This window comes from Pseudomonas guariconensis (assembly GCF_015680235.1).
GTDB classification, from domain to species: domain Bacteria; phylum Pseudomonadota; class Gammaproteobacteria; order Pseudomonadales; family Pseudomonadaceae; genus Aquipseudomonas; species Aquipseudomonas guariconensis_A.
Window position 1 is genome coordinate 90,601 of sequence record NZ_JADLJL010000011.1, and the last position, 24,804, is coordinate 115,404.

Here is a 24,804-nt window from a genome sequence, read left to right on the forward strand (position 1 = left end):
TGCAAAGCAGCCTCAGGGGCCGCGCGCGTCGTATTCTTTATCTATTGCAGGCGTTATGACTCTGATTCTTGGTATCGACCCCGGCTCGCGCATCACCGGTTTCGGCGTGGTGCGCCAGACCGCCCGTGGCTGCGAATATGTGGCGTCTGGCTGTATCCGCACCGGTAGCGGCGAGTTGCATGAGCGCCTGCAGATCGTGTTTCGCGGTGTCAGCGAAATCATCCGCCAACACGGGCCTGTGACCATGGGCATCGAGCGGGTGTTCATGGCGCGCAATGCCGACTCGGCCCTCAAGCTTGGCCAGGCGCGAGGCGCGGCTATCGTCGCCGCTGCCGAGGCGGGCCTGGAGATCGCCGAGTACAGCGCCAGCCAGGTCAAGCAGGCTGTGGCAGGCACCGGTGGTGCCAACAAGGAGCAGGTGATGCTGATGGTCATGCACCTGCTCAAGCTCACGCAAAAGCCGCAGGTCGACGCCTCCGATGCCTTGGCCATCGCCCTGTGCCATGCCCATACCCGTTCGAGCCTGGTGCCCCATGGCCTGGCCACGGCGCGGCGAAGAGGTGGGCGCTTGCGTCTTTGAGCGCTTCATGCGCAGATACAAATTTTGTCCGGGTGAAACATTCACCCGTTGCATTTGCTGATAGGGTTGAGCGGTCTTCGACCGGCTCCCCGAGAGGAAGGATCGGAACGTGATTGGACGTTTGCGCGGCACCCTGGCGGAAAAACAGCCGCCTCACCTGATTATCGACGTCAACGGCGTCGGCTACGAGCTGGAAGTGCCGATGACCACCCTGTACCGCCTGCCCAAGGTCGGCGAGCCGGTGACCGTGCATACCCATCTGGTGGTGCGTGAAGACGCGCACCTGCTCTATGGTTTCGCCGAAAAGCGCGAGCGCGAGCTGTTCCGCGAACTGATCCGGCTGAACGGAGTAGGGCCGAAGCTGGCCCTGGCGCTGATGTCGGGGCTTGAAGTGGACGAGCTGGTGCGCTGCGTGCAGGCCCAGGATACATCGGCCCTGGTGCGTGTGCCGGGGGTCGGCAAGAAGACCGCCGAGCGCCTGCTGGTCGAGCTCAAGGACCGCTTCAAGGCTTGGGAAACCTCGCCTGCCATGTTCACGCTGGTGTCCGATGGCCCGCTGCCGGTCAGCAGTGCCTCAACGGCCGAAGCCGATGCGGTCAGCGCCTTGGTCTCTCTGGGCTACAAGCCCCAGGAGGCGAGCAAGGCGGTATCGGCGATCAAGGACAAGGCTGGCCTGAGCAGCGAGGAGCTGATCCGCCGTAGCCTCAAAGGGATGATTACCAAGTGATCGAAGCCGACCGACTGATCGCCGCCAGCGGGCGCGACCGCGAAGAAATCCAGGACCGTGCGATCCGCCCGCTGCGCCTGGAGGAATACATCGGCCAACCGGTGGTGCGCGAGCAGATGGCGCTGTTCATCCAGGCGGCCCGTGGGCGCAACGAGTCCCTGGATCACACCTTGATCTTCGGCCCGCCGGGCCTTGGCAAGACCACTCTGGCCAATATCATCGCCCAGGAAATGGGCGTGTCGGTCAAGAGCACTTCAGGCCCGATCCTGGAGCGCCCGGGCGACCTGGCGGCCATGCTGACCAACCTCGAGCCCCATGACGTATTGTTCATCGACGAGATTCACCGCTTGTCCCCGGTGGTCGAGGAAGTGCTCTATCCAGCGATGGAAGATTTCCAGCTGGACATCATGATCGGCGAAGGGCCGGCGGCCCGCTCGATCAAGCTGGACCTGCCGCCCTTCACCCTGGTCGGCGCCACTACCCGTGCCGGCATGCTGACCAACCCGCTGCGCGATCGCTTCGGCATCGTCCAGCGCCTGGAGTTCTACAGCAACCGGGACCTGGCCACCATCGTCAGCCGTTCGGCCAATATCCTGGGCCTTGCGATCGAGGACGAAGGCGCCTACGAGATCGCCCGCCGTGCCCGCGGTACCCCGCGGATCGCCAACCGCCTGCTGCGCCGGGTGCGCGACTATGCCGAGGTGCGCGGCAAGGGCGAGATCACCAAGGCAGTGGCAGACATGGCGCTGAACCTGCTGGATGTCGACGAGCGTGGTTTCGACCATTCCGACCGCCGCCTGCTGTTGACCATGATCGAGAAGTTCGACGGCGGCCCGGTGGGGGTCGACAACCTGGCGGCGGCCATCAGCGAGGAGCGCCATACCATCGAGGATGTGCTCGAGCCGTACCTGATCCAGCAAGGCTATATCATGCGCACGCCACGCGGGCGTGTGGTCACCCGCCATGCCTACCTGCATTTCGGCCTGAACATTCCCGGCCGCTTTGCCGAAGGTGGCGAATTTTCCGATCCCGACGATGAATGACAGATCGAATCGGGGTTTTCGTGGTCCTACCGCTGGCACGCCCCTGTGGCGCTGGCAATAAGACATTATCGATGCAAAAACAGTTGCCGGGGCGGATTGGCAAGCTGAGGAGTAAGCACTAGAGTATGCGCGCGCAAAAAGGCCTGGAACCGTTCGCCCACCGCTGTCGCGTCTATTACGAAGACACCGACGCAGGTGGCGTGGTGTATTACGTCAATTACCTTAAATTCATGGAGCGTGCACGCACCGAGCGGCTGCGGCACCTGGGGTTTTCCCAGGCCGAGCTGGCAGGCCAGAACCTGCTGTTCGTGGTCCATTCCAGCGAAGCGCGCTACCACGCGCCGGCGCGGCTGGACGACGCGTTGCGGGTGAGCGCGCAAGTACTTGAATTGAATCGCGCCAGCCTGCGCTTCGTGCAGCAGGTCTGGCGGGAAAAGGATGAAACGCTGCTCTGCGAGGGGCAGTTCCTGGTGGCCGCCGTGCGCGCCGACACTTTCAAACCCCGGGCCATACCCCAAGAGCTGCGCGACGCCTTCCTGGCGGACGGCACGGGTACTCAATCGAATGCAGGAGAATAAGCGTGGAAGCTAACGTCGTCGACCATACCTCCATGTGGAGTCTGGTCAGCAATGCCAGCATCGTGGTGCAGCTGGTGATGCTGACCCTGGTGGCAGCCTCGGTCACCTCATGGATCATGATCTTCCAGCGCAGCACTATGCTGCGCGCCGGTCGTCGTGCGCTGGATGCCTTCGAGGAGCGCTTCTGGTCGGGCATCGACCTGTCCAAGCTGTACCGCCAGGCAGGCAGCAACCCAGACCCGGACTCCGGTGTCGAGCAGGTGTTCCGCGCTGGCTTCAAGGAGTTTTCGCGCCTGCGCCAGCAGCCGGGCGTCGACCCGGACGCGGTCATGGAAGGCGTGGGCCGTGCCATGCGCGTGGCCATCTCCCGCGAGGAAGAGAAGCTCGAGCAGAGCCTGCCGTTCCTGGCCACTGTCGGTTCCACCAGCCCGTACATCGGCCTGTTCGGTACCGTCTGGGGCATCATGAACTCCTTCCGCGGCCTGGCCTCTGCCCAGCAGGCGACCCTGGCCACCGTGGCCCCGGGTATCGCCGAGGCGCTGATCGCCACCGCGATCGGCCTGTTCGCCGCGATCCCGGCCGTCATCGCCTACAACCGCTTCTCGGCCCGCAGCGAAGTGCTGATCGGCCGTTACTACACGTTCGCCGACGAGTTCCAGGCGATCCTGCACCGCAAAGTACACACCAGCGAAGAGTGATCAGGTAGAAGCCCATGGCCCGAGTTCGCCACAAACGCAAGCCGGTCGCCGAGATGAACGTGGTGCCCTACATCGACGTGATGCTGGTGCTGCTGGTCATCTTCATGGTGACCGCTCCCATGCTCAACCAGGGCGTGAAGGTCGACCTGCCCAAGGTTTCCAGCGAAGCCTTGCCCCAGGACAACAACGTTCAGATCCTGACCATCTCGATCAAGGCCGACAAGACCTACTATTGGAACCTCGGCAGCGAGGTCGACACCGACAAGCAGATGGACAAGGCCATGACCTTGCCGGAAATGACCGACGCGGTGACCAAGATCATTGCCGCCGGTCGTGACCAGGGCAAGCAGACCCAGGTCTTCATCCGCGGCGACAAGGCCGTCGACTACGGCGCGGTCATGGGCGCCATGGGTGGGTTGCAGAAGGCCGGTGTCGGTAACGTTGGCCTGATTACCGAGGCGCCCTGATGCAACAGCGAGAGCCATCCGCCTCGGAAAGCTACTTCTGGCCCAGTGTCTGGGCCATCGGCCTGCATGTGCTGGTATTCGCGATGCTGTTCGTCAGCTTCGCCATGACGCCTGAGCTGCCGCCGTCCAAGCCAATCGTCCAGGCCACGCTCTACCAGCTCAAATCCAAGAGCCAGGCGACCACCCAGACCAACCAGAAGATCGCCGGGGAAGCGAAGAAAACCGCTTCGCGCCAGACCGAGGTCGAGCAACTGGAACAGAAGAAGGTCGAGCAGGAAGCCATCAAGGCCGCGGAACAAAAGAAAGCCGACGCCGCTCAAAAGGCCGAAGAGGCCCGCGAGGCTGCCGAGGCGAAGAAGGCCGAAGAGGCTGCCAAGGCCGCCGAAGCCAAGAAGGCCGCCGAGGCCAAGAAAGCCGAGGAGGCGAAGAAGGCCGCCGAGAAGCAGCAGGCTGACATCGCCAAGAAGAAGGCCGAGCAGGAGGCGAAGAAGCAGGCCGAGGAAGAAGCCAAGAAGAAGGCAGCCGAGGAGGCGAAGAAAAAAGCCGCCGAGGACGCCAAGAAGAAAGCAGCCGAGGACGCCAAGAAGAAAGCGGCGGCCGAGCAGGCCAAGAAGAAGGCAGCCGAAGACGCCAAGAAAAAGGCGGCAGCGGATGCCCAGAAGAAAAAGGCCCAGGAAGCGGCCCGCAAGGCAGCGGAGGACAAGAAAGCCCAGGCCCTGGCCGAGCTGTTGTCCGACACCACCGAGCGGCAGCAGGCCCTGGCCGATGAGCGTGGCGATGAAGTGGCCGGCGATTTCGACGACCTGATTCGCATGCGGGCAGCCGAAGGTTGGGCACGTCCGCCGTCCGCACGCAGGGGCATGACGGTAGTCCTGCAGATCAACATGTTGCCCGATGGCACCATCACCAATGTCAGCGTGGCGCGCTCCAGCGGCGACGGCCCGTTCGACGCCTCGGCGGTGGCAGCGGTGAAGAACATTGGTCGTTTGACCGAAATGCAGGGCTTGAAGCCGAACGAGTTCAATCCGTATCGTTCATTCAAGATGACATTTACACCTGAGGATCTTGCGTTGTGATTAAACGTCTGAAAGGACTGCTGGTCATGCTCTGCTGCGTGGCAGGTATGGCCGTGGCAGAGGAAAAGAACATCCTGGTCACCAGCGGCAGCGACCGGGCGACCCCGATCGCGGTGGTGCCGTTCGGCCTGCAGGGTGGCAGCGTGCTGCCGGAAGACATGGCCGAGATCATCGGCAATGACCTGCGCAACTCCGGTTACTACTCGCCCATCCCACGGCAGAACATGATCAGCCAGCCGAGCCAGGCCAGCGAAGTGATCTTCCGCGACTGGAAGGCCTTGGGCGCCCAGTACGTGATGGTCGGCAGCATCGTGCCGGCCGGCGGTCGCCTGCAGGTGCAGTACGCCCTGTTCAACGTCGCCACCGAGCAGCAAGTGCTGACCGGCAGCGTCGCCGGCGGCGTCGACCAGCTGCGCGACATGGCGCACTACATCGCCGACCAATCGTTCGAGAAGCTCACCGGCATCAAGGGTGCATTCTCCACCCGTATGCTGTACGTGACCGCCGAGCGCTTCTCTGCCAACAACACCCGCTACACCCTGCAGCGCTCGGACTACGACGGTGCCCGCGCCGTGACCCTGCTGCAGTCCCGCGAGCCGATCCTGTCGCCGCGCTTCGCGCCGGACGGCAAGCGCATCGCCTATGTCTCGTTCGAGCAGAAGCGCCCGCGTATCTTCGTCCAGCACATCGACACCGGTCGCCGTGAGCAGGTCACCAACTTCGAAGGCCTCAACGGTGCTCCGGCCTGGTCGCCGGATGGTTCGCGCCTGGCCTTCGTGCTGTCCAAGGACGGCAACCCGGACATCTACGTGATGAACATGGGCTCGCGCCAGATCAGCCGCGTCACCGCCGGCCCTGGCATCAACACCGAGCCGTTCTGGGGCAAGGATGGCAACACCCTGTACTTCACCTCCGACCGTGGCGGCAAGCCGCAGGTCTACAAGACCTCCGTCAATGGTGGTGGCGCCGAGCGCGTGACCTTCGTGGGTAACTACAACGCCAACCCGAAACTGTCCGCCGATGAGAAGACCCTGGTGATGATCCATCGCCAACAGGGCTTCACCAACTTCAAGGTGGCCGCCCAGGACCTGGAGCGCGGAAGTGTAAAGATTCTTTCGGACACCAGTCTTGATGAGTCTCCCACTGTTGCGCCAAACGGCACCATGCTAATCTACGCCACCCGCCAGCAGGGCCGGGGAGTCTTGATGCTCGTCTCTCTCAACGGACGCGTGAGGCTCCCGCTTCCTACCGCGCAAGGCGAAGTCAGAGAACCGTCCTGGTCCCCTTACCTGAACTGATTGCGGCGTAACACTATTTGCTTAACACACTGGGGTTTCATTAGGAGTTTCACGATGGAAATGCTGAAGTTTGGTAAATTCGCTGCGCTGGCTCTGGCCATGGCCGTAGCTGTAGGTTGCTCCTCCAAGGGCGGTGACAACGCTGGCGAAGGCGCCGCTGTTGACCCGAACGCTGGCTACGGTGCCAACACCGGCGCTGTTGACGGCAGCCTGAGCGAAGAAGCCGCCCTGCGCGCAATCACCACCTTCTACTTCGAATACGACAGCTCGGACCTGAAGCCAGAAGCCATGCGCGCCCTGGACGTTCATGCCAAGGACCTGAAAGCCAACGGCAACCGCGTTGTCCTGGAAGGCCACACCGACGAGCGCGGTACTCGCGAGTACAACATGGCTCTGGGCGAGCGTCGTGCCAAGGCCGTTCAGCGCTACCTGGTTCTGCAGGGCGTTTCCCCTGCTCAGCTGGAACTGGTTTCCTACGGCGAAGAGCGTCCAGTTGCCACTGGTGGCGACGAGCAGTCCTGGGCTCAGAACCGTCGCGTAGAACTGCGTAAGTAAGTTCCTATGCGTATGTGCCGTCGTGCTGTAACCGTCCTCGCACTCAGCCTGCCGCTTGCGGCCTGGGCTGAGGTTCCCGTAGTAGATGACAACGCAAGCGGCTATCCGCCTGCGGGTTATGGCACGAGCGGCGCCTATGCCGGGGCAGGGGCTTCGACCCCTGCCTCTGCACAGGGCCAGCTGTTCATGCAGCTGCAGCAGATGCAGGACCAGATTTCCCGCCAGCAGGGCATCATCGAAGAGCTGCAGAACGATGTGGCCCGCATGAAGCAGGAAAGCCTGGAGCGTTACAAGGATCTGGACAGCCGCATCAACAGTGGTGCCGCGCCTGCCCAGGCTCCCGAGAATTCTTCCACCGGTGGTGCCGCCAATGCCGCCGCCGGTGCTGCCGCTGGCGCCGCTGCCCAACAGCCGGCTGCCAGCAGCGAACCCGGTGATCCGGCGAAAGAGAAGCTCTATTACGACGCCGCTTTCGACCTGATCAAGCAGAAGGACTTCGACAAGGCCAGCCAGGCCTTCGCCGCCTTCCTGCGCAAGTACCCCAACAGCCAGTACGCCGGCAACGCCCAGTACTGGCTTGGCGAGGTGAACCTGGCTAAGGGCGACCTGCAAGGTGCCAGCCAGGCCTTCGCCAAGGTCGGCCAGCTGTATCCCAAGCACAGCAAGGTGCCTGATTCGCTGTATAAACTGGCGGACGTCGAGCGCCGCATGGGCCACACCGACAAGGTCAAGGGCATCCTGCAGCAGGTCATCACCCAGTACCCCGGCACCTCCGCCGCGCAACTGGCCCAGCGCGACTTGCAAAAGCTCTGAATATCGCCTGACGAAAGAAACCCGCGCTTGTCGCGGGTTTTTTCGTTAGAATCTTGGCCCTTTTTTCGTAAACACGCTGTTGCGGATAACGCTATGTCGAGTCCGTGCCAGTGCCTGACGGAGGCGGACAGCCTGTTTAGCTGTCACGCCCGTGGCGACCATGCAAGACACATTACGCATCACCGAAGTCTTTTACTCGTTGCAGGGTGAAACACGAACGGCGGGGCTGCCTACCGTATTCGTGCGTCTCACCGGCTGCCCCTTGCGCTGCCAGTACTGTGACAGTGCCTACGCCTTCAGCGGCGGTACCCTTCGTACCCTTGACGATATCCTCGAGCAGGTGGCGGGCTTCCGGCCGCGCTATGTCTGCGTGACCGGGGGCGAACCCTTGGCCCAGCCCAACGTGTTGCCACTGCTGCAGCGCCTGTGCGATGCCGGCTACGAGGTGTCCCTGGAAACCAGCGGTGCCCTGGATATCGCCCGCGTCGATACCCGCGTAAGCCGCGTGGTCGACCTCAAGACCCCGGGCTCGGAGGAGTCGCACCGTAACCGTTACGAGAACATCGAACTGCTGACCCGTAACGACCAGGTCAAGTTCGTGATCTGTTCCCGCGAGGACTACGACTGGGCGGTCTCGAAACTGATCCAGTACAACCTGGCCGAGCGCGCGGGCGAAGTGCTGTTTTCGCCCAGCCACCACCAGGTGAATGCCACCGACCTGGCCGATTGGATCGTCGCCGACAACCTGCCCGTGCGTTTCCAACTGCAGTTGCACAAACTGCTGTGGAACGACGAGCCAGGACGCTGAAACGAGGAGTATGAGATGAGTGAGAAACGCGCGGTAATCCTGCTGTCCGGCGGCCTGGACTCGGCCACCGTGGTCGCCATGGCCAAGGCCGAAGGCTACAGCTGCTACACCATGAGTTTCGATTACGGCCAGCGCCACCGCGCCGAGCTGAACGCCGCAGCGCGGGTAGCCCGGGACCTGGGTGTGGTCGAACACAAGGTGATCGGCCTGAACCTCGACGGCATCGGTGGCTCGGCCCTGACCGATACCAGCATCGATGTGCCCGAGGCGCCGGGTGAAGGCATTCCGGTCACCTACGTGCCAGCCCGTAACACTGTCTTCCTGTCCCTGGCCCTGGGGTGGGCGGAAGTGTTGGAGGCGCGGGACATCTTCATCGGTGTGAACGCCGTGGATTACTCGGGCTATCCGGATTGCCGCCCCGAATTCGTCGAGGCGTTCGAACGCATGGCCAACCTGGCCACCAAGGCGGGCGTGGAAGGGCAGGGCTTCCGGATCCAGGCCCCGCTGCAGAACCTGAGCAAGGCGCAGATCGTTCAGGCGGGTATGGCCCGTGGCGTGGACTACAGCCTGACGGTATCGTGCTACCAGGCTGACGACGACGGCCGTGCCTGTGGAAAGTGCGACAGCTGCCGCCTGCGCGCCGAGGGCTTCAAGGCGGCGGGTGTCGAGGACCCGACGCGATATTTTTAAAAAAAAAGTTGCGATGGGGTGTTGATTTCCCGTTAGAAATCAGTATTATACGCGCCATCCAACGGGTCGTTAGCTCAGTTGGTAGAGCAGTTGGCTTTTAACCAATTGGTCGTAGGTTCGAATCCTACACGACCCACCATATACGAAGAGCCCGCCTTTCAAGGCGGGCTTTTTCATTTTCACAGCATCTGAGCCTGTCACCCTGCCTTCTGTAGAGGCGGGCTCGCCCCGCGATCAAGGGCGAAGCCCTTGCCATTCTGAACTGCCCACCCGGACCGTCGCATCGCCATCCTCACAAACCCATCCGCGATTCCATCGTCCGACGAACCCTGCCTCAGCCGGCCTTGTTCAGCCGCCGTGCATCGAACGCATCGATCGCCTGGTACGCGGTATAAGTCGCCTGCGCCGCCAGCAAACCGGCGACGCCAAAGGTGCGTGTGAGGCCGAACTGCCCGAAGCCTGCCGGTACGGGTAACCTGCGCGCGATGGCGTCGGCCAGCACCTCGCCCGCCACCGTGGTGGGCGCCATGCCGTGGCCGCCGAAGCCTACCGCATGCCAGATGCCGTTGTCGTCCTGGCCGATCTGCGCCATCTGATGGCGCCCGTAGCTCATCAGGCCACCCCAGGAAAAGTCGATGTCCACGTCCTCGAGCTGGGGGTAGACCGTGGCCAGGTCGGCCTTGAGCAGCTTGGCGATGGCTTCGGGGCCGCGATCGAGGATGGAAATGCGCCCGCCCCAGAGGATGCGGCTGTCCTTGAGCGGGCGGTAGTAGTCGAAGGCGAAGCGGGTGTCGTAGATCGCCGACTCGCAGGCGATCGCGTCCTTCAGTCGCTCACCCAGAGGCTCGGTGGCGACCACATAGGTGGCGATGGGCAGCACCGCGCGTTCCACCGGGCGATAGACGCCACGGGCGTAGCCGCCGCCGGAGAACACAACCTCTTCGGCGTGGATTTCGCCGCCCTCGGTTTGCACGACATATTTGCCGGCGCGTTTTTCGATGGCCAGTACGGGGGATTGTTCGAACAGGCGCGCGCCGAGCTCGGTAAGGGCTCGGGCCACGCCGCAGACGTATTTGAGCGGATGAAAGTGGAAGGCATTGCGTTCGAGCAGCCCGCCGTAATAGCGATCGGTCTTGAGCATTTCCTTCAGCTCGCCAGGCGCGATGTATTCCCACTCGACGCCGTAGGCTTCTTTCATCAGCTGGCGGGGTTTCTCCAGGCGCGACGGGTCATTGAACCAGTTGGCCAGGATCACACCTTTGTCCACCAGGTCGCAGTCGATGCTGTAGTGACGGGCTCGGCTGCGGATCAGCTCGACCGCGTCGAGCGTCAGCTGGTACAGGCGCCGCGCTTCTTGTGCACCCAGAGTGTCGAGCAGGTCGCCGTTGCCCAGGCTATAGCCGCCGAAGACGAAACCGCCGTTGCGCCCGGATGCACCATGCCCCACCCGGTGCGACTCCAGCACCACCACGTCGGTGATGCCACGCTCGGCGAGGCCCAGAGCGGTCGACAGGCCTGCCAGCCCACCTCCCAGGATGCAGACGCGGGTATCGGTGCGGCCGGTGTGGGCCGGGTACGCAACCCGATCGACGGTGGCTTCGTAGAAAGATTGAAGGAAGTCGGTGCTCATCGCTCGGTCCATGCGGTAGTGGCGCCGGGCCGAGGGTTGCCCGGCGCTGTGAACAAAGGAAGGTCAGGCGGACGTTTATGGGCTGGTGATCGCCAGGCCGCTGGCGTCGTTTTCGGTGCTGGTGCGCGCTTGTCGGCGGCGAACCTCGATAACGCTGAAATCCATGTCCCGGTAGCGAACGATGCGCGAGCGGGTGATCACTTTGTGGCCAAGCCACATCACCACGAACAGCACCAGGCCGATATAGGTCGCGGTGGCACCCATCCAGTCGATGCGATCGCCGATGAACGCCTGATAGTTCTGGCCCAGCATCACCACCATGCACAGGGCGAAGGCGAAGAACGGCCCGAACGGGAAGAACTTCGAGACATAGGGCAGCTTGTCCAGGCTATGGCCCGCCAGTTTGTAGCCGCGACGGAAGCGGTAATGGCTGATGGCGATGCCCAGCCAGGCGATGAAGCCCAGCATGCCGGAGGTGTTGAGCAGCCACAGGTAGAGCTTGCCGGGGCTGAACAGGAAGCTCAGCAGGCACAGGCCGGCCACCACCGAGGTCGCCAGCAAGGCCCACACCGGTGTGCCCGAGCGGGTGACCTTGGCGAACAGTGCGGGCGCCTTGCGCTCCACGGCCAGGCTGTAGAGCATGCGCGAGGAGGCGTACATCCCGGAGTTACCGGCCGAGAGCACCGAGGTCAGGATCACGGCATTCATGATGGCCGCGGCGGCCAGCATGTCGGCCTTCTGGAAGATCAGCGTGAAGGGGCTGATGGTGATGTCCGAAAGGCCGTCCTTGAGCAGGCGTGGGTCGGTGTAGGGGATCAGCAGACCGATCACGATGATGGTGCAGACGTAGAACAGCAGGATGCGCCAGAAGATCTGGCGCACCGCCTTGGGAATGTTGCGCCCGGGGTTCTCGGTTTCCCCGGCGGCGATGCCGACGAATTCGGTGCCCTGGAACGAGAAGCCGACGATCATGGCCACGCCGATCAGCGCAGGCAGGCCGCCGGCGATCGGTGCGTCGCCGATCTGCCACAGGTGCGCACCGCCATCCTGGCCACCCTCGACGATGCCCATCAGCATCAGCACGCCCATGATGATGAAGGCGATGATGGTGATCACCTTGATCAGCGCGAACCAGAACTCCGTCTCGCCGAAGAAGCGCACCGAGGCGACGTTCAGGGCGAACAACAGGCCCAGGAACACCGCGCTCCAGAGCACCCCAGGTGTGTCCGGGAACCAGTAGGCCATGATGATCTGCACGGCGACCAGGTCCACGGCGATGGTCACCGCCCAGGAGTACCAGTAATTCCAGCCCAGGGCGAAGCCGAAGCTTTCATCCACGTACCGCGAGGCGTAGGTGGAGAACGAGCCGCTGACCGGCATGCAGGCAGCCAATTCGCCCAGGCTGGTCATCAGGAAGTACACCATCAGGCCGATGATCGCGAAGGAGAGCAGGGCGCCGCCGGGGCCTGACTGGGCGATGGTGGCGCCGGAAGACACGAACAGGCCGGTGCCAATCGAGCCGCCGATGGCGATCATGTTCAGGTGGCGGCTGTTGAGGGTGCGTTTCAGATGGCCCGCGGGCTTGTCCGCGGTGGTCGAACGTGCGTGTTCATTGGAATGGGTCATGGGCAACCTATTTGACCTGCGTTCAGTTTGAGTTTTTTGTTCTTGTTTTGCCCTGGCTGGCGCGTCGTGCTTCGCGCGGGCCAGGCTGTACGGCCCAAGGTTCAAGAATTCGCTCGCCACGAATGGCGGGCGATTTCATTGACCGGGGTCAGTATCGGCCTGCGAAGTGCTGACCAACAAACGACCTTTAGGCACTAAATCATTCTGTTTTGGAATGAAGTTGGGTTCTGGCAGGTTTTAGGGTGACTGATTGGTCATATGGCGAAATGCCGGTTTAGAGCGCCTTTTGCGGGTCGCATAGCGTCAAAATGTAATTTGCCTGTGTCGATTTGTGCGTTTTGACGATTGAATCTATCAAAATGACAGGAAAAAAATTCATCTTATGAGATGGGATACTGTGGGGAGAGGGAGGCATAGAGAGGGCTGCGTTGCAGCCCGATCGCGGGGCAAGCCCGCTCAGGATGGGCGGGCCGGGGGGAGAGGTCAGCCTTCGTGGGGCTGGGCGCGGCTGGTGATGGCGGTTTTCTGTTCGTGCACGGGGTTGTCTTGCGGCAGCTGGTCGAACTCGCGCAGGCCGTCCTTGCGGTACGGGTCGCCGATCCAGCGCGGCGCCACCATGAACTGTGGGCTCACCAAGCTCTTGGCCGGCTCGAAACAGTCATAGCTGAGCCCGGCGAGGTCCGAGAGGGTATGGATCAGGTGCGAGCTGCTATAGGGCCGGTCGGTCATCGCTTGCAGGTCGCGAGGGTGGTCGGCTTGCCAACTTGGCGAGGTCCATAACAGGAATGGGATGGTGTACATCGGCCGGGTCGGCGCGTTCTCGTTGCGGCCCAGGCGGTCATGGTCGCCGGAGCTGTAGACGTCTTCACCATGGTCGGAGAGGTACAGCAGGAACCCATTGGGCGTCGACGCCGAGTAGCGCTGGATCAGGCTGGAGACTACATGGTCGTTGTACAGCACCGCATTGTCGTAGAAGTTGTAGGTTTCCACTTGGCTGGGGGTCAAGCCGGCAGGCACGCCCTGGCTGTCCTTGAAGCGCTCGTACGCATCCGGATAGCGGTAGCGGTAGTCCATGTGGGTGCCCAGCAGGTGGACGATGATGAACTTCTTCTGTGCGGGGTCCTGCAGCGCTTTTTCGAATGGCGCCAGCACCACTTCGTCGTACTGGCTGGCGTTCTGGTTGCGCTGGTTGTTCAGGTAGACCGGCGCATCCGTCTGCTGCGAGAAGGTGGTGAGCATGGTGTTGCGCTTGGTCATCGTCTGCTGGTTGGTGATCCAGAAGGTCTTGTAGCCTGCCTGTTTCATCAGGTTGATCAGCGAAGGGTCGGTCAGGAAGCGGTCCGGGTTCTTCTGGTCACCGAAGGTCAGGATCTGCTGCATCACCTCGATGGTGTAGGGCCGCGGCGACACCACGTTGCGGAATACCGTCAGTTGCTTGTCTGCGCTGGCCAGGGCGTCGAGGTTGGGTGTGGTCGGCCGACCGTAGCCGTACAGGTGCATGTGTTCGCGCGTGGTCGACTCGCCCAATACCAGCACCAGGGTGCGCGGCGCATCGCCGCTGCTGTCCTTCAGGCCCTGCAGCGGCGGCAGCGAGGCGTTCTGCTCCAGCAGCTTCTGCATATTGTCCAACTGCTGGCGGTATTGCTGGTAGCCGACCAGCAATTGCCAGGGCACCGCAGGCTCCATGCGTAGCTGGACCTTTTCCAGGGCATCGGCGAAGTTGCGCTGCTGGGTCACCATCTGTTTATAGAAGGGGTAGACCAGGTTCGCCGCCAGCAGCAGGATCACCAGCGGCGCCCGGCTGCGCAGGGGCAGGGTGACCGGGCGCACGCGCTTCCACAGCAGTACCGCCACCACGGTATAGAGCGCCAGCGCCAGGCACAGCCCGACACTGAAGTACTGGCTGAAATATTCCCCGGCTTCGGCAGTGTTCGACTCGAACATCACGAAGATCACGCTCTGCGAGAACTCCTGGCGGTAGATGCCGAAGTAGCTCAGGCCCACCAGCGAGGCGGCCCAGAGCACCACACCGATCACCGCGCTGAGGGTGCGGGTGTAGCGCGGCAGCAGCAGAACCGGGGCGAACCAGAGGGTGCTGAGGAAAAGCGAGTCACGGAAGCCGGAAAACCCGGTGGTGCCGCTGAACATCAGCAGCGCCTGGGTGACGCCTGAGAAATACCAGAAGAACAGCAGGAGCCAGCCCAGGCCGGCCCAGTCGATGCCTTTTCGTGTTGTTGGGGTAGTGCTTGCCACGTGCGCCTCGTCGAACCTTGATGGCAGCCGGGTGTGCCGGCTGCCGGGAAGGCTGCGACGCTAATGGAGCGGCTGTGAAAATAACGTCAATCGTTCATGGAAAAAGCAGTGGTCTGGCGCTTATTCGGCCCATTCCGGATCGCCGGTGAATACCACCGTGAGCCAGCGGTCCGGCCCTTCGCCGCCGATGGCTTCGCCGATCTCGTCGCGCAGGGCGTCCCACTCGGCGATGGTGCGGGCGGCCATGGTGGTCGGCACGATGAAGTACAGCTCGATCTCCCGCGAGCGACCGACCTTGGCTACGTAGGCGCGGTACGACTGCAGGCCGTGCCGCCCGACGAAAGCCTGGGCCACGTCATCGACGTGCTGCTTGAGGTCGCTCGGGGTCACCAGGAACATGTCCGCCAGCGCCTGGCGCACCACCGACATCGGCAGCGGGATGATTACCAGACACACCAAGGCCAGCACGGCCGGGTCGATGTAGGGTGAAAGCCAGGCCCACTCGGTGCCTTGCACCAGATAGCCGAAGCAGAAGGCGACCAGCAAGGCGGCGGTGATGCTGGCCGACATCACCCAGCCCTTGACGTCCATGCGCACGAAGTCCGAGCCGAGCGTGCGGTTGGCGCGGGCCTCGGCGATGGCGATGGCCAGGCAGGCGACGACGGTGACCGCGGCATACACCAAGGCCACGCCGAACTCCAGGTCGCGGCCGCCTTCGAGCAGGCTGCTGATGGCGTTGATCAGGGCGTAGGCGGCCACGCCGGTCAGCAGGATGCCGTTGAGCGCCAGGACCATCGGCTCCAGGTGCCAGAAGCCCATGGTGAAGCGCTCGCGCAGCTTGCGCGACATGCGCTCGGCATGGGCGTGGGAGGTGATCAGCTTGACCACCACCAGCGACAGCCCGCTCATGCTGGCGTCCACCAGTGAGTAGACGCCGTCGAAGACGATCGAGAACGAGCCTGACGCCAGGCCGAAGGCAATGCCGATCACAGCGATGAACAAAGTGACGGCGATGGACGTGCGCAGCACGCCCTGTTCACTCGTCAGGTCGAAAAACGGTTTTCCCATCATGGGCTCCATGTCTGATTTCACCGGCCCCCTGTGGGCGCGGGCCAAGCCCGCTCAGGGGGAGGGCGGCTATACCTTGAACTGTTCCATCAAGGCCTGTTGCTGGTTGGCAAGGCGGTTCAGCGCCTGGCTGATCCGCGCCGACTCGTCGGCCTGGCCCGACAGCGACTCGGTCACATCGCGGATGCCGGCGACGTTGCGGTTGACCTCCTCGGCCACCGCGCTCTGCTCCTCGGCCGCCGAGGCGATCTGCAAGTTCATGTCGCTGATCACCGCCACCGCTTCGCCGATCCGCTGCAGGGCCGGCAGGGCCTGTTCCATGCGCGTGGCGCTGTCGCGGGCCTGGCGCTGACCTTCGTGCATGGCGCCGACCACATCGTGGGTGCCTTGCTGCAGGCCTTCGATCACCTGGCGGATTTCCTCCACCGAGACCTGCGTGCGTTGAGCCAGGCCGCGCACCTCGTCGGCGACCACGGCGAAGCCGCGACCGGCCTCGCCCGCGCGGGCGGCTTCGATGGCGGCGTTCAGCGCCAGCAGGTTGGTCTGTTCGGCGATGGTGCGAATCACCTCGAGTACCGTGCCGATCTGCTCGCTGCGTCCGGCCAGGGCGCGTGCCTGCTCCATGGCGGCATCCATGTCCGCCACCAGCCGGTCGATGGCCTGGCGGGTCACGGCCACCAGTTCCAGACCTTCATGGGTGGCCTGGTCGGCGCCGCGCGCGGCTTGGGCCGCCTGGGATGCGTTGCGGGCGACGTCTTGGGCGGTGGCGCTCATCTCATTGGCGGCGGTGGCCACCTGTTCGATTTCCCGCTGCTGTTGCTGCATGCCGCCGCTGGTCTGGCTGGCGATGGCGGCGGACTGGTCGGCCGTGCCCCGGGCCTGCTGGAGCGAGCCCTTGACCTGGGCGATCACCGGCTGGAGCTTGTCGAGAAAGCGGTTGAACCAGCCGCTCAACTGGCCCAGTTCGTCCTCGCGGGTGTAATCCAGGCGTCGGGTCAGGTCGCCTTCACCGCTGGCGATGTCGCGCAGGCGTTCGGCCACGGCGAGGATCGGCCGGGTTACGCCGCGGGCGGTCAGCCACACCAGCAGCAGGCCGAGCACCGCGGCCGCGAGGCCGACCAGCAGGCTGGTGAGGTTGGCGGCCTGGTTGCGTGCGTCCAGGCGTTGATTGAGCGCCACCGCAGGTGCCTGCAGGACGGCTTCCGGCAGTTCCAGCAGCACGTGCCAGGGCGTTGCATCGGGAATCGGCGCGAATGGGCGGGAGATGCGCATCAGGCCGTTTTCAAGCTGTTCCACCGGCTGGCCGGCGGCCATCGACGCCGCCAGCTCACGCGCCTGTTCGCCGTAGGCCTGGGTCACCGTCTTGCTCAACTGTGCGTTATCCTGGCTATGGCCGGCCAGAAGGCCTGCAGGGCTGACGATGCTGACCTGGCCCTGGCCGTCGAACAGCTCCTGGCGGCCCGCCAGGCTCAGTTGCTGCAGGTTGTCCAGGCCGATGTCCAGGCCGACCACGCCGACCACCTGGCCGTTGTCCAGCAGCGGCAGGGCGATGCTGGTCATCAATACCTGGCGGCCGTTGACCTCGTCGAAATACGGGTCGAGCACGCAGGGTTTGGCGGTTTCCAGCGGGCAGGTCAGCCAGCGGTTGTAGGGCGAGCCGTTGGCCGCGGTACGGGTGTCGGCCAGCATCGATTCGGGCATCGTCTCCGACTCCAGCGTGCCGGGGCTGGGCTGCGACCAGTACAGCGAATAGCGTCCGCTGTCGTTGCTGCCCTGGGCATCCTGACCAATGAAGCGGGCATCCTGCTGGTCCAGTGCGTTGGGTTGGAATACCAGGTACAGACCGATCAGGTCGCGGTTGCCGGCCAGGGCTGCGCGGGCTTGAGCGTTCAATTCGGTGCGCAGGTCGTCGCCGCCGCGGGTCCTGAGCACCTGCACCAGGCGGGCGAAACCATTGCCGTACTGGTAGGCGTCCATGAAATAGCGCTGGATGCGCAGGGCCTGGGTTTCGGCATGGGCCTGCAGGCGTAGGCGGGCGCTGTGGTCGAGCAACTCGGTATTGGCCTGGAAGACGTCGGTCGCGCTGCGTCTGGCCTGGGTCAGGGAGGTGGCGACCAGCAACGCGACGATGGCCAGCAGGCACAGGCCGGCGAGGAGGGTGATTTTCCACTGGATGGAGAGGCGGCGCAGGAACATGGGAGCTTTCCTTCTCGTCAAGGACAACGCCCGCGTCAGGCGCGGGCGTTGTCGGCAGGCAGTCTCATTCGGCTATGTAGCTCGGTGGCGCTACCCGGAACGCCTTGGTCAACCAGGCAAGGTATAGCACGCCCCCCAGCGCCCAGACGCCGCCGAACAGCAACGAGTGCACATCCAGGTTCAGCCAGAGCCTGGCAATGATGCAAAAGCCGATGGTGGGCAGTACCAGGTATTTGATTTTGTTCGCCAGGCCTTTGTTCAGGCCTTCGCGCAGGTAGCAATGGCTGATCACCGAGAGGTTGACGAAGCTGAAGGCCACCAGTGCGCCGAAGTTGATGATCGAAGTGGCGGTCACCAGGTCGAAGAAGATCGCCGACAGTGCGATCAGGCCGACCACGGCGATGTTCAGCACCGGCGTCTTGTAGCGTGGGTGCAGGCGGGCGAACAGGCCTTGAGGGATCACATTGTCGCGACCCATCACGTACAGCAGGCGTGAGACGCTGGTCTGCGACGCCAGCCCCGAGGCGATGGTGTTGATGACGGTGCACACCAGGAAGATCGACTGGAACAGCTTGCCGCCGACATACAGGGCGATTTCCGGCAGGGCGGCTTCCTGGTCGTGGAAGCGCGCCATGGTTGGGAAGTAGGCCTGGATGTAGAACGAGATGAAGATGAACATCGCGCCGCCAATCAGGGCGACCAGGAAGATCGCGCGGGGGATGACCTTTTCCGGCTGGCGGGTCTCCTCCGAAAGCGTGGTGACCGCGTCGAAGCCCAGGAACGAGAAGCACAGCACGGTCGCGCCGGCGATCAGAGTGTTGAGCTGGGTCTGGTCGTCGGCGAACGGCGCCAGGGTCCAGCTGGTGCCCAGGCCTTCACCTTGGTTCAGGCCGCGTATGCACAGGTAGGCGAACACCGCCATGATCACCACCTGCACGGCGACGAACAGGCCGTTGAAGCTTGCCACCCAGTTGATGCTGCGCATGTTGATCAGGCTGATCAAGGTGACGAAGCCTGCTACCCAGATCCATTGCGGCACTTCCGGGAACATGGCCGAGAGGTACAGCTTGGCCAGCAGCGCGTTGATCATCGGTAGCAGCAGGTAGTCCAGCAACGAGGCCCAGCCCACCAGAAAGCCCATGTGCGGATTCATGGCGCGCTGAGTGTAGGTGTAGGCCGAGCCGGACTGCGGGAAGCGGCGCACCAAGGTGCCATAGCTCACCGCGGTGAAGAGGATGCCCAGCAGCGCCAGGATATAGGCGCTGGGCACATGCCCGGCGGTGATGCCAGAGACGATGCCGAAGGTGTCGAACACGGTCATCGGCGTCAGGTAGGCAAGGCCGATGATGACCACCTGCCACAAGCGCAGGGACTTGCGGAACTGGACGTTGCCGTTGGCGCTGTGGTCAGGCTGCATGCGGGCGGCGCTCCAGGGGCTGGACGACGGGCACGGTGTACGGCAGGCACGGCAAGGGCGAGCGGGTGGGCTCCATGTTGTTCACCTTTTGTTGTAGGAGCGGATCGGGGCGCGACGAGCGCCTGTATCAGAGTTGGCAGGGCCTGGGCGTCGAAGACGGCGCGTGGGGGCTAGGGCGGACAGGTGTCATGAGCATCGGCGCAGTTCTTCTTCGTTTGTAGGCGCTGGGCGGGTGTGAAAAATAAAAAACGAAGGGCGAGTTTGTGTCAAGTGAAACGTGACAAGATGTAACTTTGATGAAGATTTATCGTGATTTTTAGGTGCTTCTTGTCTTTTTATAGGGTTTATCAAGGCCTATATCGATTTTTGTGTTCGTAAAAATTTACGATCCATGGTTTCGAGCGTCGCGGGTCAGGCATCAGCTTGCCAGCAGTGATAATCTTCGCCTCCCGCGTGGCGTCGCCCGCTGCGCATCCGCCCATATGGACAGCAATCGGTTCTATTCATGAAGAAATCAGTAGGCATTCTTTCCGGCCTGGCCGTTGCCATCGCCCTCGCCACCACCGCCGGCGCCTGGTACACCGGCAAGCAGCTGCCCGCGGAGCTCGAGCGTTCCGTCGCCCAGGGCAACGAGGAATTGAAAAAGGCCATGGCCGGCACCGGCGGCAGCATGACCATTGAACTGGTCTCGCTGGAGCAGCACTTCTTCACCAGTACCGCCCACTACCGCCTCAAGGCCCAGAATGTCTGGCTCGGCGAAGGCGAGCCGCTCAACTTCGACTTGGGCGTGACCGACCAGATCGAACATGGCCCGTTCCCCTGGTCGCGGGTCAAGCGCCTGAACCTGGCGCCGGTCATGGCCACCAGCAACAGCCAACTGGACAAGGATGACTTCACTGCCTCCTGGTTCGCAGCGGCGGGCGACCAGTCGCCGGTAACCGGCCAGGTGAGCCTGGGCTACGACGGCAGCCTGTCCAGCGACATCCGCCTGGCGCCGCTCAAGCTCAGCCAGGATGATGGCAGCAACCTGGACTTCTCCGGCATGCGTGTGCTGCTGCGGGGTGACCGCGAGGGCAAGGCGGTGCGCATCGATGGCAAGGCCGAGCGCCTGGAAATGAACCTGGTCGGTGCCGATCAGGCCCCGGTCAAGTTCTTGCTCAATGGCTTCAAGGTCACCGGCGATCTCAAGGGCACCGGCCATGACATGGTGTACGTCGGCACCTTCGACATGGCGTTGGCCGAGACCCAGGTCACCCTGGGTGACAAGCAGGATGTCCTGGTGCTCAAGGGGCTGGAGCAGAACAACCGCTACGACGCCGACGGTGGGGACAAGCTCTCCGGCCGGTTGGAATACAAGGTCGCCGACATCACCTATGCCGGGCGTGCGGTGGGCAGCGGGCAGATGGTCTGGAGCATGAAGTCCCTGGACATCCCGGCCATGCAGGCGCTGCTCGCCTGGTACCAGACCCGCATGCCGGAAATCCAACAGGCTGCCGCGCAAGGTGAACAGTTGCCCTCGCTCGACCTGAGCCCCGAGGAGCAGGCCAAAGTCCAGGCCGACGTGCAGAAGATGCTCGCCGCCAAGCCGCAACTGGCCCTGGAAAACCTGTCGTTCAAGACCGCCAATGGCGAGAGCCGCTTCAACCTGGCGGTCGACCTGGCCAGCCCAGCGTCCTTCGATTTGCCGGCTGACCAGCTGGGCAAGCAGATCGTCACCCGCCTGGAGGGCAAGCTGTCTGTCTCCAAGCCGATGGTCGGGGACCTGGCTACGTTGCAGGCACTGCTCGACGGGCAGACCGACGCCCAGGCCATCGCCCAGCAGTCCAGCCAGGCTGGGGAGATGGTCGGCATGATGGCGCTGCAGAGTGGCATGGCTACGGTGGAGGGCGACAACGTGATCACTCGCCTGGATTACGCCGATGGCATGGTCGACTTCAATGGCCGCAAGATGACCGTAGAAGAATTCGCCATGCTCCTGAACGCCCATCTGGCGGCACTGTCGCCGCAAGGCTGAAGCCCATCGTACGAGGCCTTGCGGGGGGATGATTCGCCCTCCCGCAAGTTCACGGTGGCCTGTGTAGCAGCGGGCTTGCCCCGCGATAGGGCCGGGGCAGGCCGCCGCCGGGCTCCGGTGCCAACCCCGGAGCCACAAAAAGCCCTTTTGCATTGCCTCGATTGTCTGTAGCCTTCGGCCTCCGATAATACGCCGTGCCCGCAGGTGGGCCGCGATGGCCAGGCCGGCCATCCGGCACCTTTAGCCGACCTGCCAGGGCCGGGTGATACACTCGAGTGACGCGCATAAGCGCCCGCAGGTCCCGTGATCATGACCCAGATTTCCGAACGCCTGTTGGTTCAAGCCCATCTTGACGCCAAGCAGCCCAACCCGCTGACGCCGCAGCAGGAGGCCGAATACCGTGCGGCCATCGCGGCCGAGCTCAAGGCCCAGAACGCCGTTCTGGTCGCCCACTACTACTGCGACCCGGTGATCCAGGCGCTGGCCGAGGAGACCGGTGGCTGCGTATCCGACTCCCTGGAAATGGCCCGCTTCGGCAAGAACCACCCCGCCAGTACGGTCGTGGTGGCCGGTGTGCGCTTCATGGGCGAGACCGCGAAGATCCTCACGCCGGAAAAGCGCGTGCTGATGCCGACGCTGGAAGCCACCTGCTCCCTCGACCTGGGTTGCCCGGTGGAGGAATTCTCGGCGTTCTGCGACCAGCACCCCGAGCGCACCGTGGTGGTCTACGCCAATACCTCGGCGGCAGTGAAGGCGCGGGCCGACTGGGTCGTCACCTCCAGCTGCGCCCTGGAAATCGTCGAGAGCCTGATGGACAACGGCGAGACCATCATCTGGGGGCCGGACCAGCACCTGGGGCGGTATATCCAGAAGCAGACCGGCGCCGACATGCTGCTGTGGGACGGGGCCTGCATCGTCCACGAGGAGTTCAAGTCGCGCCAGTTGGCCGACATGAAGGCGCTGTACCCCGATGCGGCGATTCTGGTCCATCCGGAGTCGCCGGAGTCGGTGATCGAGCTGGCCGACGCGGTGGGTTCCACCAGCCAGCTGATCAAGGCCGCCCAGACCCTGCCGAACAAGACTTTCATCGTCGCCACCGATCGCGGCATCTTCTACAAGATGCAGCAGCTGTGCCCGGACAAAGCGTTCGTCGAGGCCCCCACCGCCGGCAACGGCGCGGCGTGCCGCAGTTGTGCGCACTGCCCGTGGATGGCGATGAACACCCTCGAGCGCACCCTTGACTGCCTGCGCAAGGGCAGCAACGAGATTTTCGTCGACCCGGCGTTGGTGCCCAAGGCGATCAAACCGTTGAACCGGATGCTGGACTTCACCCAGGCTGCGCGGTTGAAGCTGTCCGGTAACGCTTGAGCTGATATCAGCGGGGCTGCTTTGCAGCCCTTTCGCGGCACAAGGCCGCTCCTACAGGGGAGCGCGAATCCCTTGTGGGAGCGGCCTTGCGCGCCAACCTAGCGCCCCATCATTTCCTTGACCATCCGTTGCTGCTCCAGGATCTCCCGCTGGCGCTGGTCGATCTGCGACGCCAGCGGGAAATTGCTGCCCGCACGGCGCTTGGCGTAGTCCAACTGTTGGATGGCCTGGTCGAAATCGCCCACCAGGGTGAAGTACTCGGCGCGGGCCCGATGCAGACCGATGGTGTTGCCCGACAACCCGCGCACTTCGGCCACGTCGTACCACACGTCCGGGTCGTAGGGGCGGCGCTTGATCAGGTCGTCCAGCACCTTCTCGGCTTCGGCCGGGCGGTTCTGCTTGATCAGCAGGTCGGCGCGGACCTGCTGCAGCGGATAGTTGCTCGGGTATAGCGCACGCAGGCGCTCGACACGTTGTTGGGCATCGGCCAGGCGGTTGTTGGTGATGTCCAGGTCGACCTGGGCCAGGTTGTAGGTGATGTCGTTCGGCGCCTTGGCCAGCAACGGCTGCAGGTTGGCCCGCGCTTCGTTGAGCTGGCCGCCCTTGATCTGCGCGATGGCCAGGCCATAGCGTGCGGCATCGAGTTTCGGGTCTTCGTCGAGCTGGGCGCGGAAGCGCTTGGCGGCAAGGCCCGGCGTGCCTTCGTAGATCAAGGCGACGCGGGCGCGGATCAGCTGGTAGCGCGCGCTGTCCTCAACGCCGCCCTTGGGCGCCTGTTCGGCACGGTTGCGGGTGTCGGCGATACGCGACTCGGTGACCGGGTGAGTGAGCAGGAATTCCGGAGGCTTTGCGTCGTAGCGGTACTGGCGGGCCAGGCGCTCGAACATGGTGGGCATGTTGCGCGGGTCGTAGCCGGCTTTTTCCAGGTTCTGAATGCCGATGCGGTCGGCTTCCTGTTCGTTCTGCCGGGAGAAGCGGCGCTGTTCCTGGATCGCCGCGGCCTGGGTGCCGGCGATCACGCCGATGCCGGCATCGCCACCGCCGCCTGCCGCCAGCACGATACCAGCCAGCAGCGCTGCCATCATCGGCAGCTGCATGCGCTGCTGGGCCTCGACGCCGCGGGCGAAGTGGCGCTGGGACAAGTGCGCCAGTTCGTGGGCCAGCACCGAGGCGTATTCGCCTTCGGTCTGGGCGTTGAGGAACAGGCCGCCATTGACCCCGACGATCCCGCCTGGAGCGGCGAAGGCGTTGAGCTCGCGGCTGTCGATCAGGATGAACTCAAGGCGCCGGTCCTGCAGTTGGCTGGTCTCGGCCAGCTTGTACACGCTGGTCTCGACGTAGTCCTTGAGCTGCGGGTCGTTGAGCTGGTTGACCTGGCCGCGCAAGAGGCTCAGCCAGGCCCGGCCCAGTTGATGCTCCTGCTGAGGCGAGACGATCGCGGAACTGGCGTCACCCAGTGACGGCAGGTCGTCGGCGTGGCCGGGTAGGGCCATCAGGCAGGCCAGCGTCAACAGGGTAGGGCGCAGTAGATTCATGCATGAAGCTCGCGTCGGTCAAAAAGCCTACTGTAGCCGGCTCACACGTTGGCGACCAGTGGCGTTATCCTACCGAACTTGTCTGCAATGCTAGATTGCCCCGCCAGGAGATTACCGGATGATTGACACCCCGACCTGCGACGCCGAGCTGGACGCCAGCGGGCTGAACTGCCCGTTGCCGCTGCTCAAGGCGAAGATGGAACTCAACCGCCTGGCCAGCGGCGCGGTGCTCAAGGTGATCGCCACCGATGCCGGCTCCCAGCGCGACTTCCGCACTTTTGCCCAGCTCGCCGGTCATACGCTGCTTCGTGAAACCGCCGAGGCCGGCGTCTACACCTACTGGCTGCGCAAGGCCTGAGCCCAC

22 protein-coding genes, 1 tRNA gene and 1 pseudogene are annotated in these 24,804 nt (G+C 63.6%); 16 read left to right on the plus strand and 8 right to left on the minus strand.

Going from position 1 to position 24,804, the window contains the following annotated elements; all coding sequences use genetic code 11:
• Positions 1-55 precede the first annotated feature (55 nt).
• From ruvC to IRZ56_RS10630, 13 genes are all read left to right on the plus strand, one after another.
• Positions 56-580: a crossover junction endodeoxyribonuclease RuvC gene (gene ruvC, locus IRZ56_RS10570; RefSeq protein ID WP_084854481.1), complete on the plus strand. Its 525-nt coding sequence runs from the start codon at positions 56-58 to the stop codon at positions 578-580.
• Between the two features lie 109 nt (positions 581-689).
• The gene (gene ruvA / locus IRZ56_RS10575; RefSeq protein WP_084854482.1) at positions 690-1,307 is read left to right on the plus strand and encodes a Holliday junction branch migration protein RuvA; all 618 of its coding nucleotides are present in this window, start codon (positions 690-692) and stop codon (positions 1,305-1,307) included.
• Positions 1,304-2,350, plus strand: a complete 1,047-nt coding sequence (gene ruvB / locus IRZ56_RS10580) for a Holliday junction branch migration DNA helicase RuvB (RefSeq protein WP_196144897.1) — start codon at positions 1,304-1,306, stop codon at positions 2,348-2,350. The genes ruvA and ruvB overlap by 4 nt, the downstream gene beginning before the upstream one ends.
• 125 nt (positions 2,351-2,475) lie before the next feature.
• The gene (gene ybgC / locus IRZ56_RS10585) at positions 2,476-2,928 is read left to right on the plus strand and encodes a tol-pal system-associated acyl-CoA thioesterase (protein ID WP_196144898.1); all 453 of its coding nucleotides are present in this window, start codon (positions 2,476-2,478) and stop codon (positions 2,926-2,928) included.
• A gap of 2 nt (positions 2,929-2,930) precedes the next feature.
• Positions 2,931-3,626: a protein TolQ gene (gene tolQ / locus IRZ56_RS10590; RefSeq protein ID WP_084854485.1), complete on the plus strand. Its 696-nt coding sequence runs from the start codon at positions 2,931-2,933 to the stop codon at positions 3,624-3,626.
• 14 nt (positions 3,627-3,640) lie between these two features.
• Complete coding sequence (gene tolR, locus IRZ56_RS10595) at positions 3,641-4,093, plus strand: protein TolR (RefSeq protein ID WP_084854486.1); 453 nt, start codon at positions 3,641-3,643, stop codon at positions 4,091-4,093.
• Positions 4,093-5,169 carry a cell envelope integrity protein TolA gene (gene tolA, locus IRZ56_RS10600; RefSeq protein ID WP_196144899.1) on the plus strand — a complete coding sequence of 359 codons (1,077 nt, stop codon included), beginning with the start codon at positions 4,093-4,095 and terminating at the stop codon, positions 5,167-5,169. The genes tolR and tolA overlap by 1 nt, the downstream gene beginning before the upstream one ends.
• A gap of 26 nt (positions 5,170-5,195) precedes the next feature.
• Complete coding sequence (tolB, locus tag IRZ56_RS10605; protein ID WP_230381166.1) at positions 5,196-6,467, plus strand: Tol-Pal system beta propeller repeat protein TolB; 1,272 nt, start codon at positions 5,196-5,198, stop codon at positions 6,465-6,467.
• A 54-nt stretch (positions 6,468-6,521) separates the two neighbouring features.
• Positions 6,522-7,022 carry a peptidoglycan-associated lipoprotein Pal gene (gene pal / locus IRZ56_RS10610; protein WP_084854489.1) on the plus strand — a complete coding sequence of 167 codons (501 nt, stop codon included), beginning with the start codon at positions 6,522-6,524 and terminating at the stop codon, positions 7,020-7,022.
• Between the two features lie 6 nt (positions 7,023-7,028).
• The gene (gene ybgF, locus IRZ56_RS10615; protein ID WP_196144901.1) at positions 7,029-7,835 is read left to right on the plus strand and encodes a tol-pal system protein YbgF; all 807 of its coding nucleotides are present in this window, start codon (positions 7,029-7,031) and stop codon (positions 7,833-7,835) included.
• 160 nt (positions 7,836-7,995) lie between these two features.
• Positions 7,996-8,643: a 7-carboxy-7-deazaguanine synthase QueE gene (gene queE / locus IRZ56_RS10620; protein ID WP_196144902.1), complete on the plus strand. Its 648-nt coding sequence runs from the start codon at positions 7,996-7,998 to the stop codon at positions 8,641-8,643.
• A gap of 15 nt (positions 8,644-8,658) precedes the next feature.
• On the plus strand, positions 8,659-9,333 hold the full coding sequence (gene queC / locus IRZ56_RS10625) for a 7-cyano-7-deazaguanine synthase QueC (protein WP_196144903.1): 675 nt from the start codon (positions 8,659-8,661) through the stop codon (positions 9,331-9,333).
• Positions 9,334-9,396: 63 nt separating this feature from the next.
• Positions 9,397-9,472 (plus strand) — tRNA-Lys (locus IRZ56_RS10630).
• A gap of 195 nt (positions 9,473-9,667) precedes the next feature.
• Here IRZ56_RS10630 and IRZ56_RS10635 read toward each other — a convergent pair.
• From IRZ56_RS10635 to IRZ56_RS10660, 7 genes and pseudogenes are all read right to left on the minus strand, one after another.
• Positions 9,668-10,963, minus strand: coding sequence for an NAD(P)/FAD-dependent oxidoreductase (locus tag IRZ56_RS10635; RefSeq protein WP_196144904.1), 1,296 nt, complete (start codon positions 10,961-10,963; stop codon positions 9,668-9,670).
• 75 nt (positions 10,964-11,038) lie between these two features.
• Positions 11,039-12,589 carry an amino acid permease gene (locus tag IRZ56_RS10640; protein ID WP_196144905.1) on the minus strand — a complete coding sequence of 517 codons (1,551 nt, stop codon included), beginning with the start codon at positions 12,587-12,589 and terminating at the stop codon, positions 11,039-11,041.
• Positions 12,590-13,072: 483 nt separating this feature from the next.
• Positions 13,073-14,842: a phosphoethanolamine transferase CptA gene (locus IRZ56_RS10645; protein ID WP_196144906.1), complete on the minus strand. Its 1,770-nt coding sequence runs from the start codon at positions 14,840-14,842 to the stop codon at positions 13,073-13,075.
• Between the two features lie 120 nt (positions 14,843-14,962).
• Positions 14,963-15,910: a cation diffusion facilitator family transporter gene (locus tag IRZ56_RS10650; protein WP_196144907.1), complete on the minus strand. Its 948-nt coding sequence runs from the start codon at positions 15,908-15,910 to the stop codon at positions 14,963-14,965.
• A gap of 69 nt (positions 15,911-15,979) precedes the next feature.
• Positions 15,980-16,735, minus strand: coding sequence for a methyl-accepting chemotaxis protein (locus tag IRZ56_RS23480; protein WP_419183257.1), 756 nt, complete (start codon positions 16,733-16,735; stop codon positions 15,980-15,982).
• 102 nt (positions 16,736-16,837) lie between these two features.
• Positions 16,838-18,106 (minus strand): annotated as a pseudogene (locus tag IRZ56_RS23485) (HAMP domain-containing protein); the annotation flags it as partial.
• Between the two features lie 64 nt (positions 18,107-18,170).
• A complete protein-coding gene (locus IRZ56_RS10660; protein ID WP_196144909.1) occupies positions 18,171-19,523 on the minus strand; it encodes an APC family permease in 1,353 nt (450 codons plus the stop codon).
• 505 nt (positions 19,524-20,028) lie between these two features.
• Between IRZ56_RS10660 and IRZ56_RS10665 the strand changes: the two genes are divergently transcribed.
• Both IRZ56_RS10665 and nadA read left to right on the plus strand, forming a co-directional pair.
• Entirely contained in the window at positions 20,029-21,537 is a 1,509-nt protein-coding gene (locus IRZ56_RS10665) for a YdgA family protein (RefSeq protein WP_196144910.1), read from the plus strand.
• A 309-nt stretch (positions 21,538-21,846) separates the two neighbouring features.
• Positions 21,847-22,905, plus strand: coding sequence for a quinolinate synthase NadA (gene nadA, locus IRZ56_RS10670; protein ID WP_196144911.1), 1,059 nt, complete (start codon positions 21,847-21,849; stop codon positions 22,903-22,905).
• Positions 22,906-23,003: 98 nt separating this feature from the next.
• Here nadA and IRZ56_RS10675 read toward each other — a convergent pair whose 3' ends face one another.
• Complete coding sequence (locus IRZ56_RS10675) at positions 23,004-24,440, minus strand: M48 family metalloprotease (RefSeq protein ID WP_084854501.1); 1,437 nt, start codon at positions 24,438-24,440, stop codon at positions 23,004-23,006.
• 118 nt (positions 24,441-24,558) lie between these two features.
• On the opposite strand from IRZ56_RS10675, the gene IRZ56_RS10680 reads away from it, so the two are divergent.
• Positions 24,559-24,798: a sulfurtransferase TusA family protein gene (locus IRZ56_RS10680; protein ID WP_043213126.1), complete on the plus strand. Its 240-nt coding sequence runs from the start codon at positions 24,559-24,561 to the stop codon at positions 24,796-24,798.
• The last annotated feature ends 6 nt before the right edge of the window (positions 24,799-24,804 follow it).

What these genes read in the sequence shown, in the direction of transcription:
- nadA (WP_196144911.1), top strand. Translation starts at nt 21,847, where the DNA reads ATGACCCAGATTTCCGAACGCCTGTTGGTTCAAGCCCATCTTGACGCC.
- IRZ56_RS10635 (WP_196144904.1), bottom strand. Translation starts at nt 10,963, where the DNA reads ATGAGCACCGACTTCCTTCAATCTTTCTACGAAGCCACCGTCGATCGG.
- tolR (WP_084854486.1), top strand. Translation starts at nt 3,641, where the DNA reads ATGGCCCGAGTTCGCCACAAACGCAAGCCGGTCGCCGAGATGAACGTG.
- IRZ56_RS10640 (WP_196144905.1), bottom strand. Translation starts at nt 12,589, where the DNA reads ATGACCCATTCCAATGAACACGCACGTTCGACCACCGCGGACAAGCCC.
- IRZ56_RS10675 (WP_084854501.1), bottom strand. Translation starts at nt 24,440, where the DNA reads ATGAATCTACTGCGCCCTACCCTGTTGACGCTGGCCTGCCTGATGGCC.
- IRZ56_RS10665 (WP_196144910.1), top strand. Translation starts at nt 20,029, where the DNA reads ATGAAGAAATCAGTAGGCATTCTTTCCGGCCTGGCCGTTGCCATCGCC.
- tolB (WP_230381166.1), top strand. Translation starts at nt 5,196, where the DNA reads ATGCTCTGCTGCGTGGCAGGTATGGCCGTGGCAGAGGAAAAGAACATC.
- queC (WP_196144903.1), top strand. Translation starts at nt 8,659, where the DNA reads ATGAGTGAGAAACGCGCGGTAATCCTGCTGTCCGGCGGCCTGGACTCG.
- ybgC (WP_196144898.1), top strand. Translation starts at nt 2,476, where the DNA reads ATGCGCGCGCAAAAAGGCCTGGAACCGTTCGCCCACCGCTGTCGCGTC.
- ruvC (WP_084854481.1), top strand. Translation starts at nt 56, where the DNA reads ATGACTCTGATTCTTGGTATCGACCCCGGCTCGCGCATCACCGGTTTC.
- pal (WP_084854489.1), top strand. Translation starts at nt 6,522, where the DNA reads ATGGAAATGCTGAAGTTTGGTAAATTCGCTGCGCTGGCTCTGGCCATG.
- tolA (WP_196144899.1), top strand. Translation starts at nt 4,093, where the DNA reads ATGCAACAGCGAGAGCCATCCGCCTCGGAAAGCTACTTCTGGCCCAGT.
- queE (WP_196144902.1), top strand. Translation starts at nt 7,996, where the DNA reads ATGCAAGACACATTACGCATCACCGAAGTCTTTTACTCGTTGCAGGGT.
- ybgF (WP_196144901.1), top strand. Translation starts at nt 7,029, where the DNA reads ATGCGTATGTGCCGTCGTGCTGTAACCGTCCTCGCACTCAGCCTGCCG.
- IRZ56_RS23480 (WP_419183257.1), bottom strand. Translation starts at nt 16,735, where the DNA reads ATGCAGCAACAGCAGCGGGAAATCGAACAGGTGGCCACCGCCGCCAAT.
- IRZ56_RS10660 (WP_196144909.1), bottom strand. Translation starts at nt 19,523, where the DNA reads ATGCAGCCTGACCACAGCGCCAACGGCAACGTCCAGTTCCGCAAGTCC.
- IRZ56_RS10650 (WP_196144907.1), bottom strand. Translation starts at nt 15,910, where the DNA reads ATGGGAAAACCGTTTTTCGACCTGACGAGTGAACAGGGCGTGCTGCGC.
- IRZ56_RS10680 (WP_043213126.1), top strand. Translation starts at nt 24,559, where the DNA reads ATGATTGACACCCCGACCTGCGACGCCGAGCTGGACGCCAGCGGGCTG.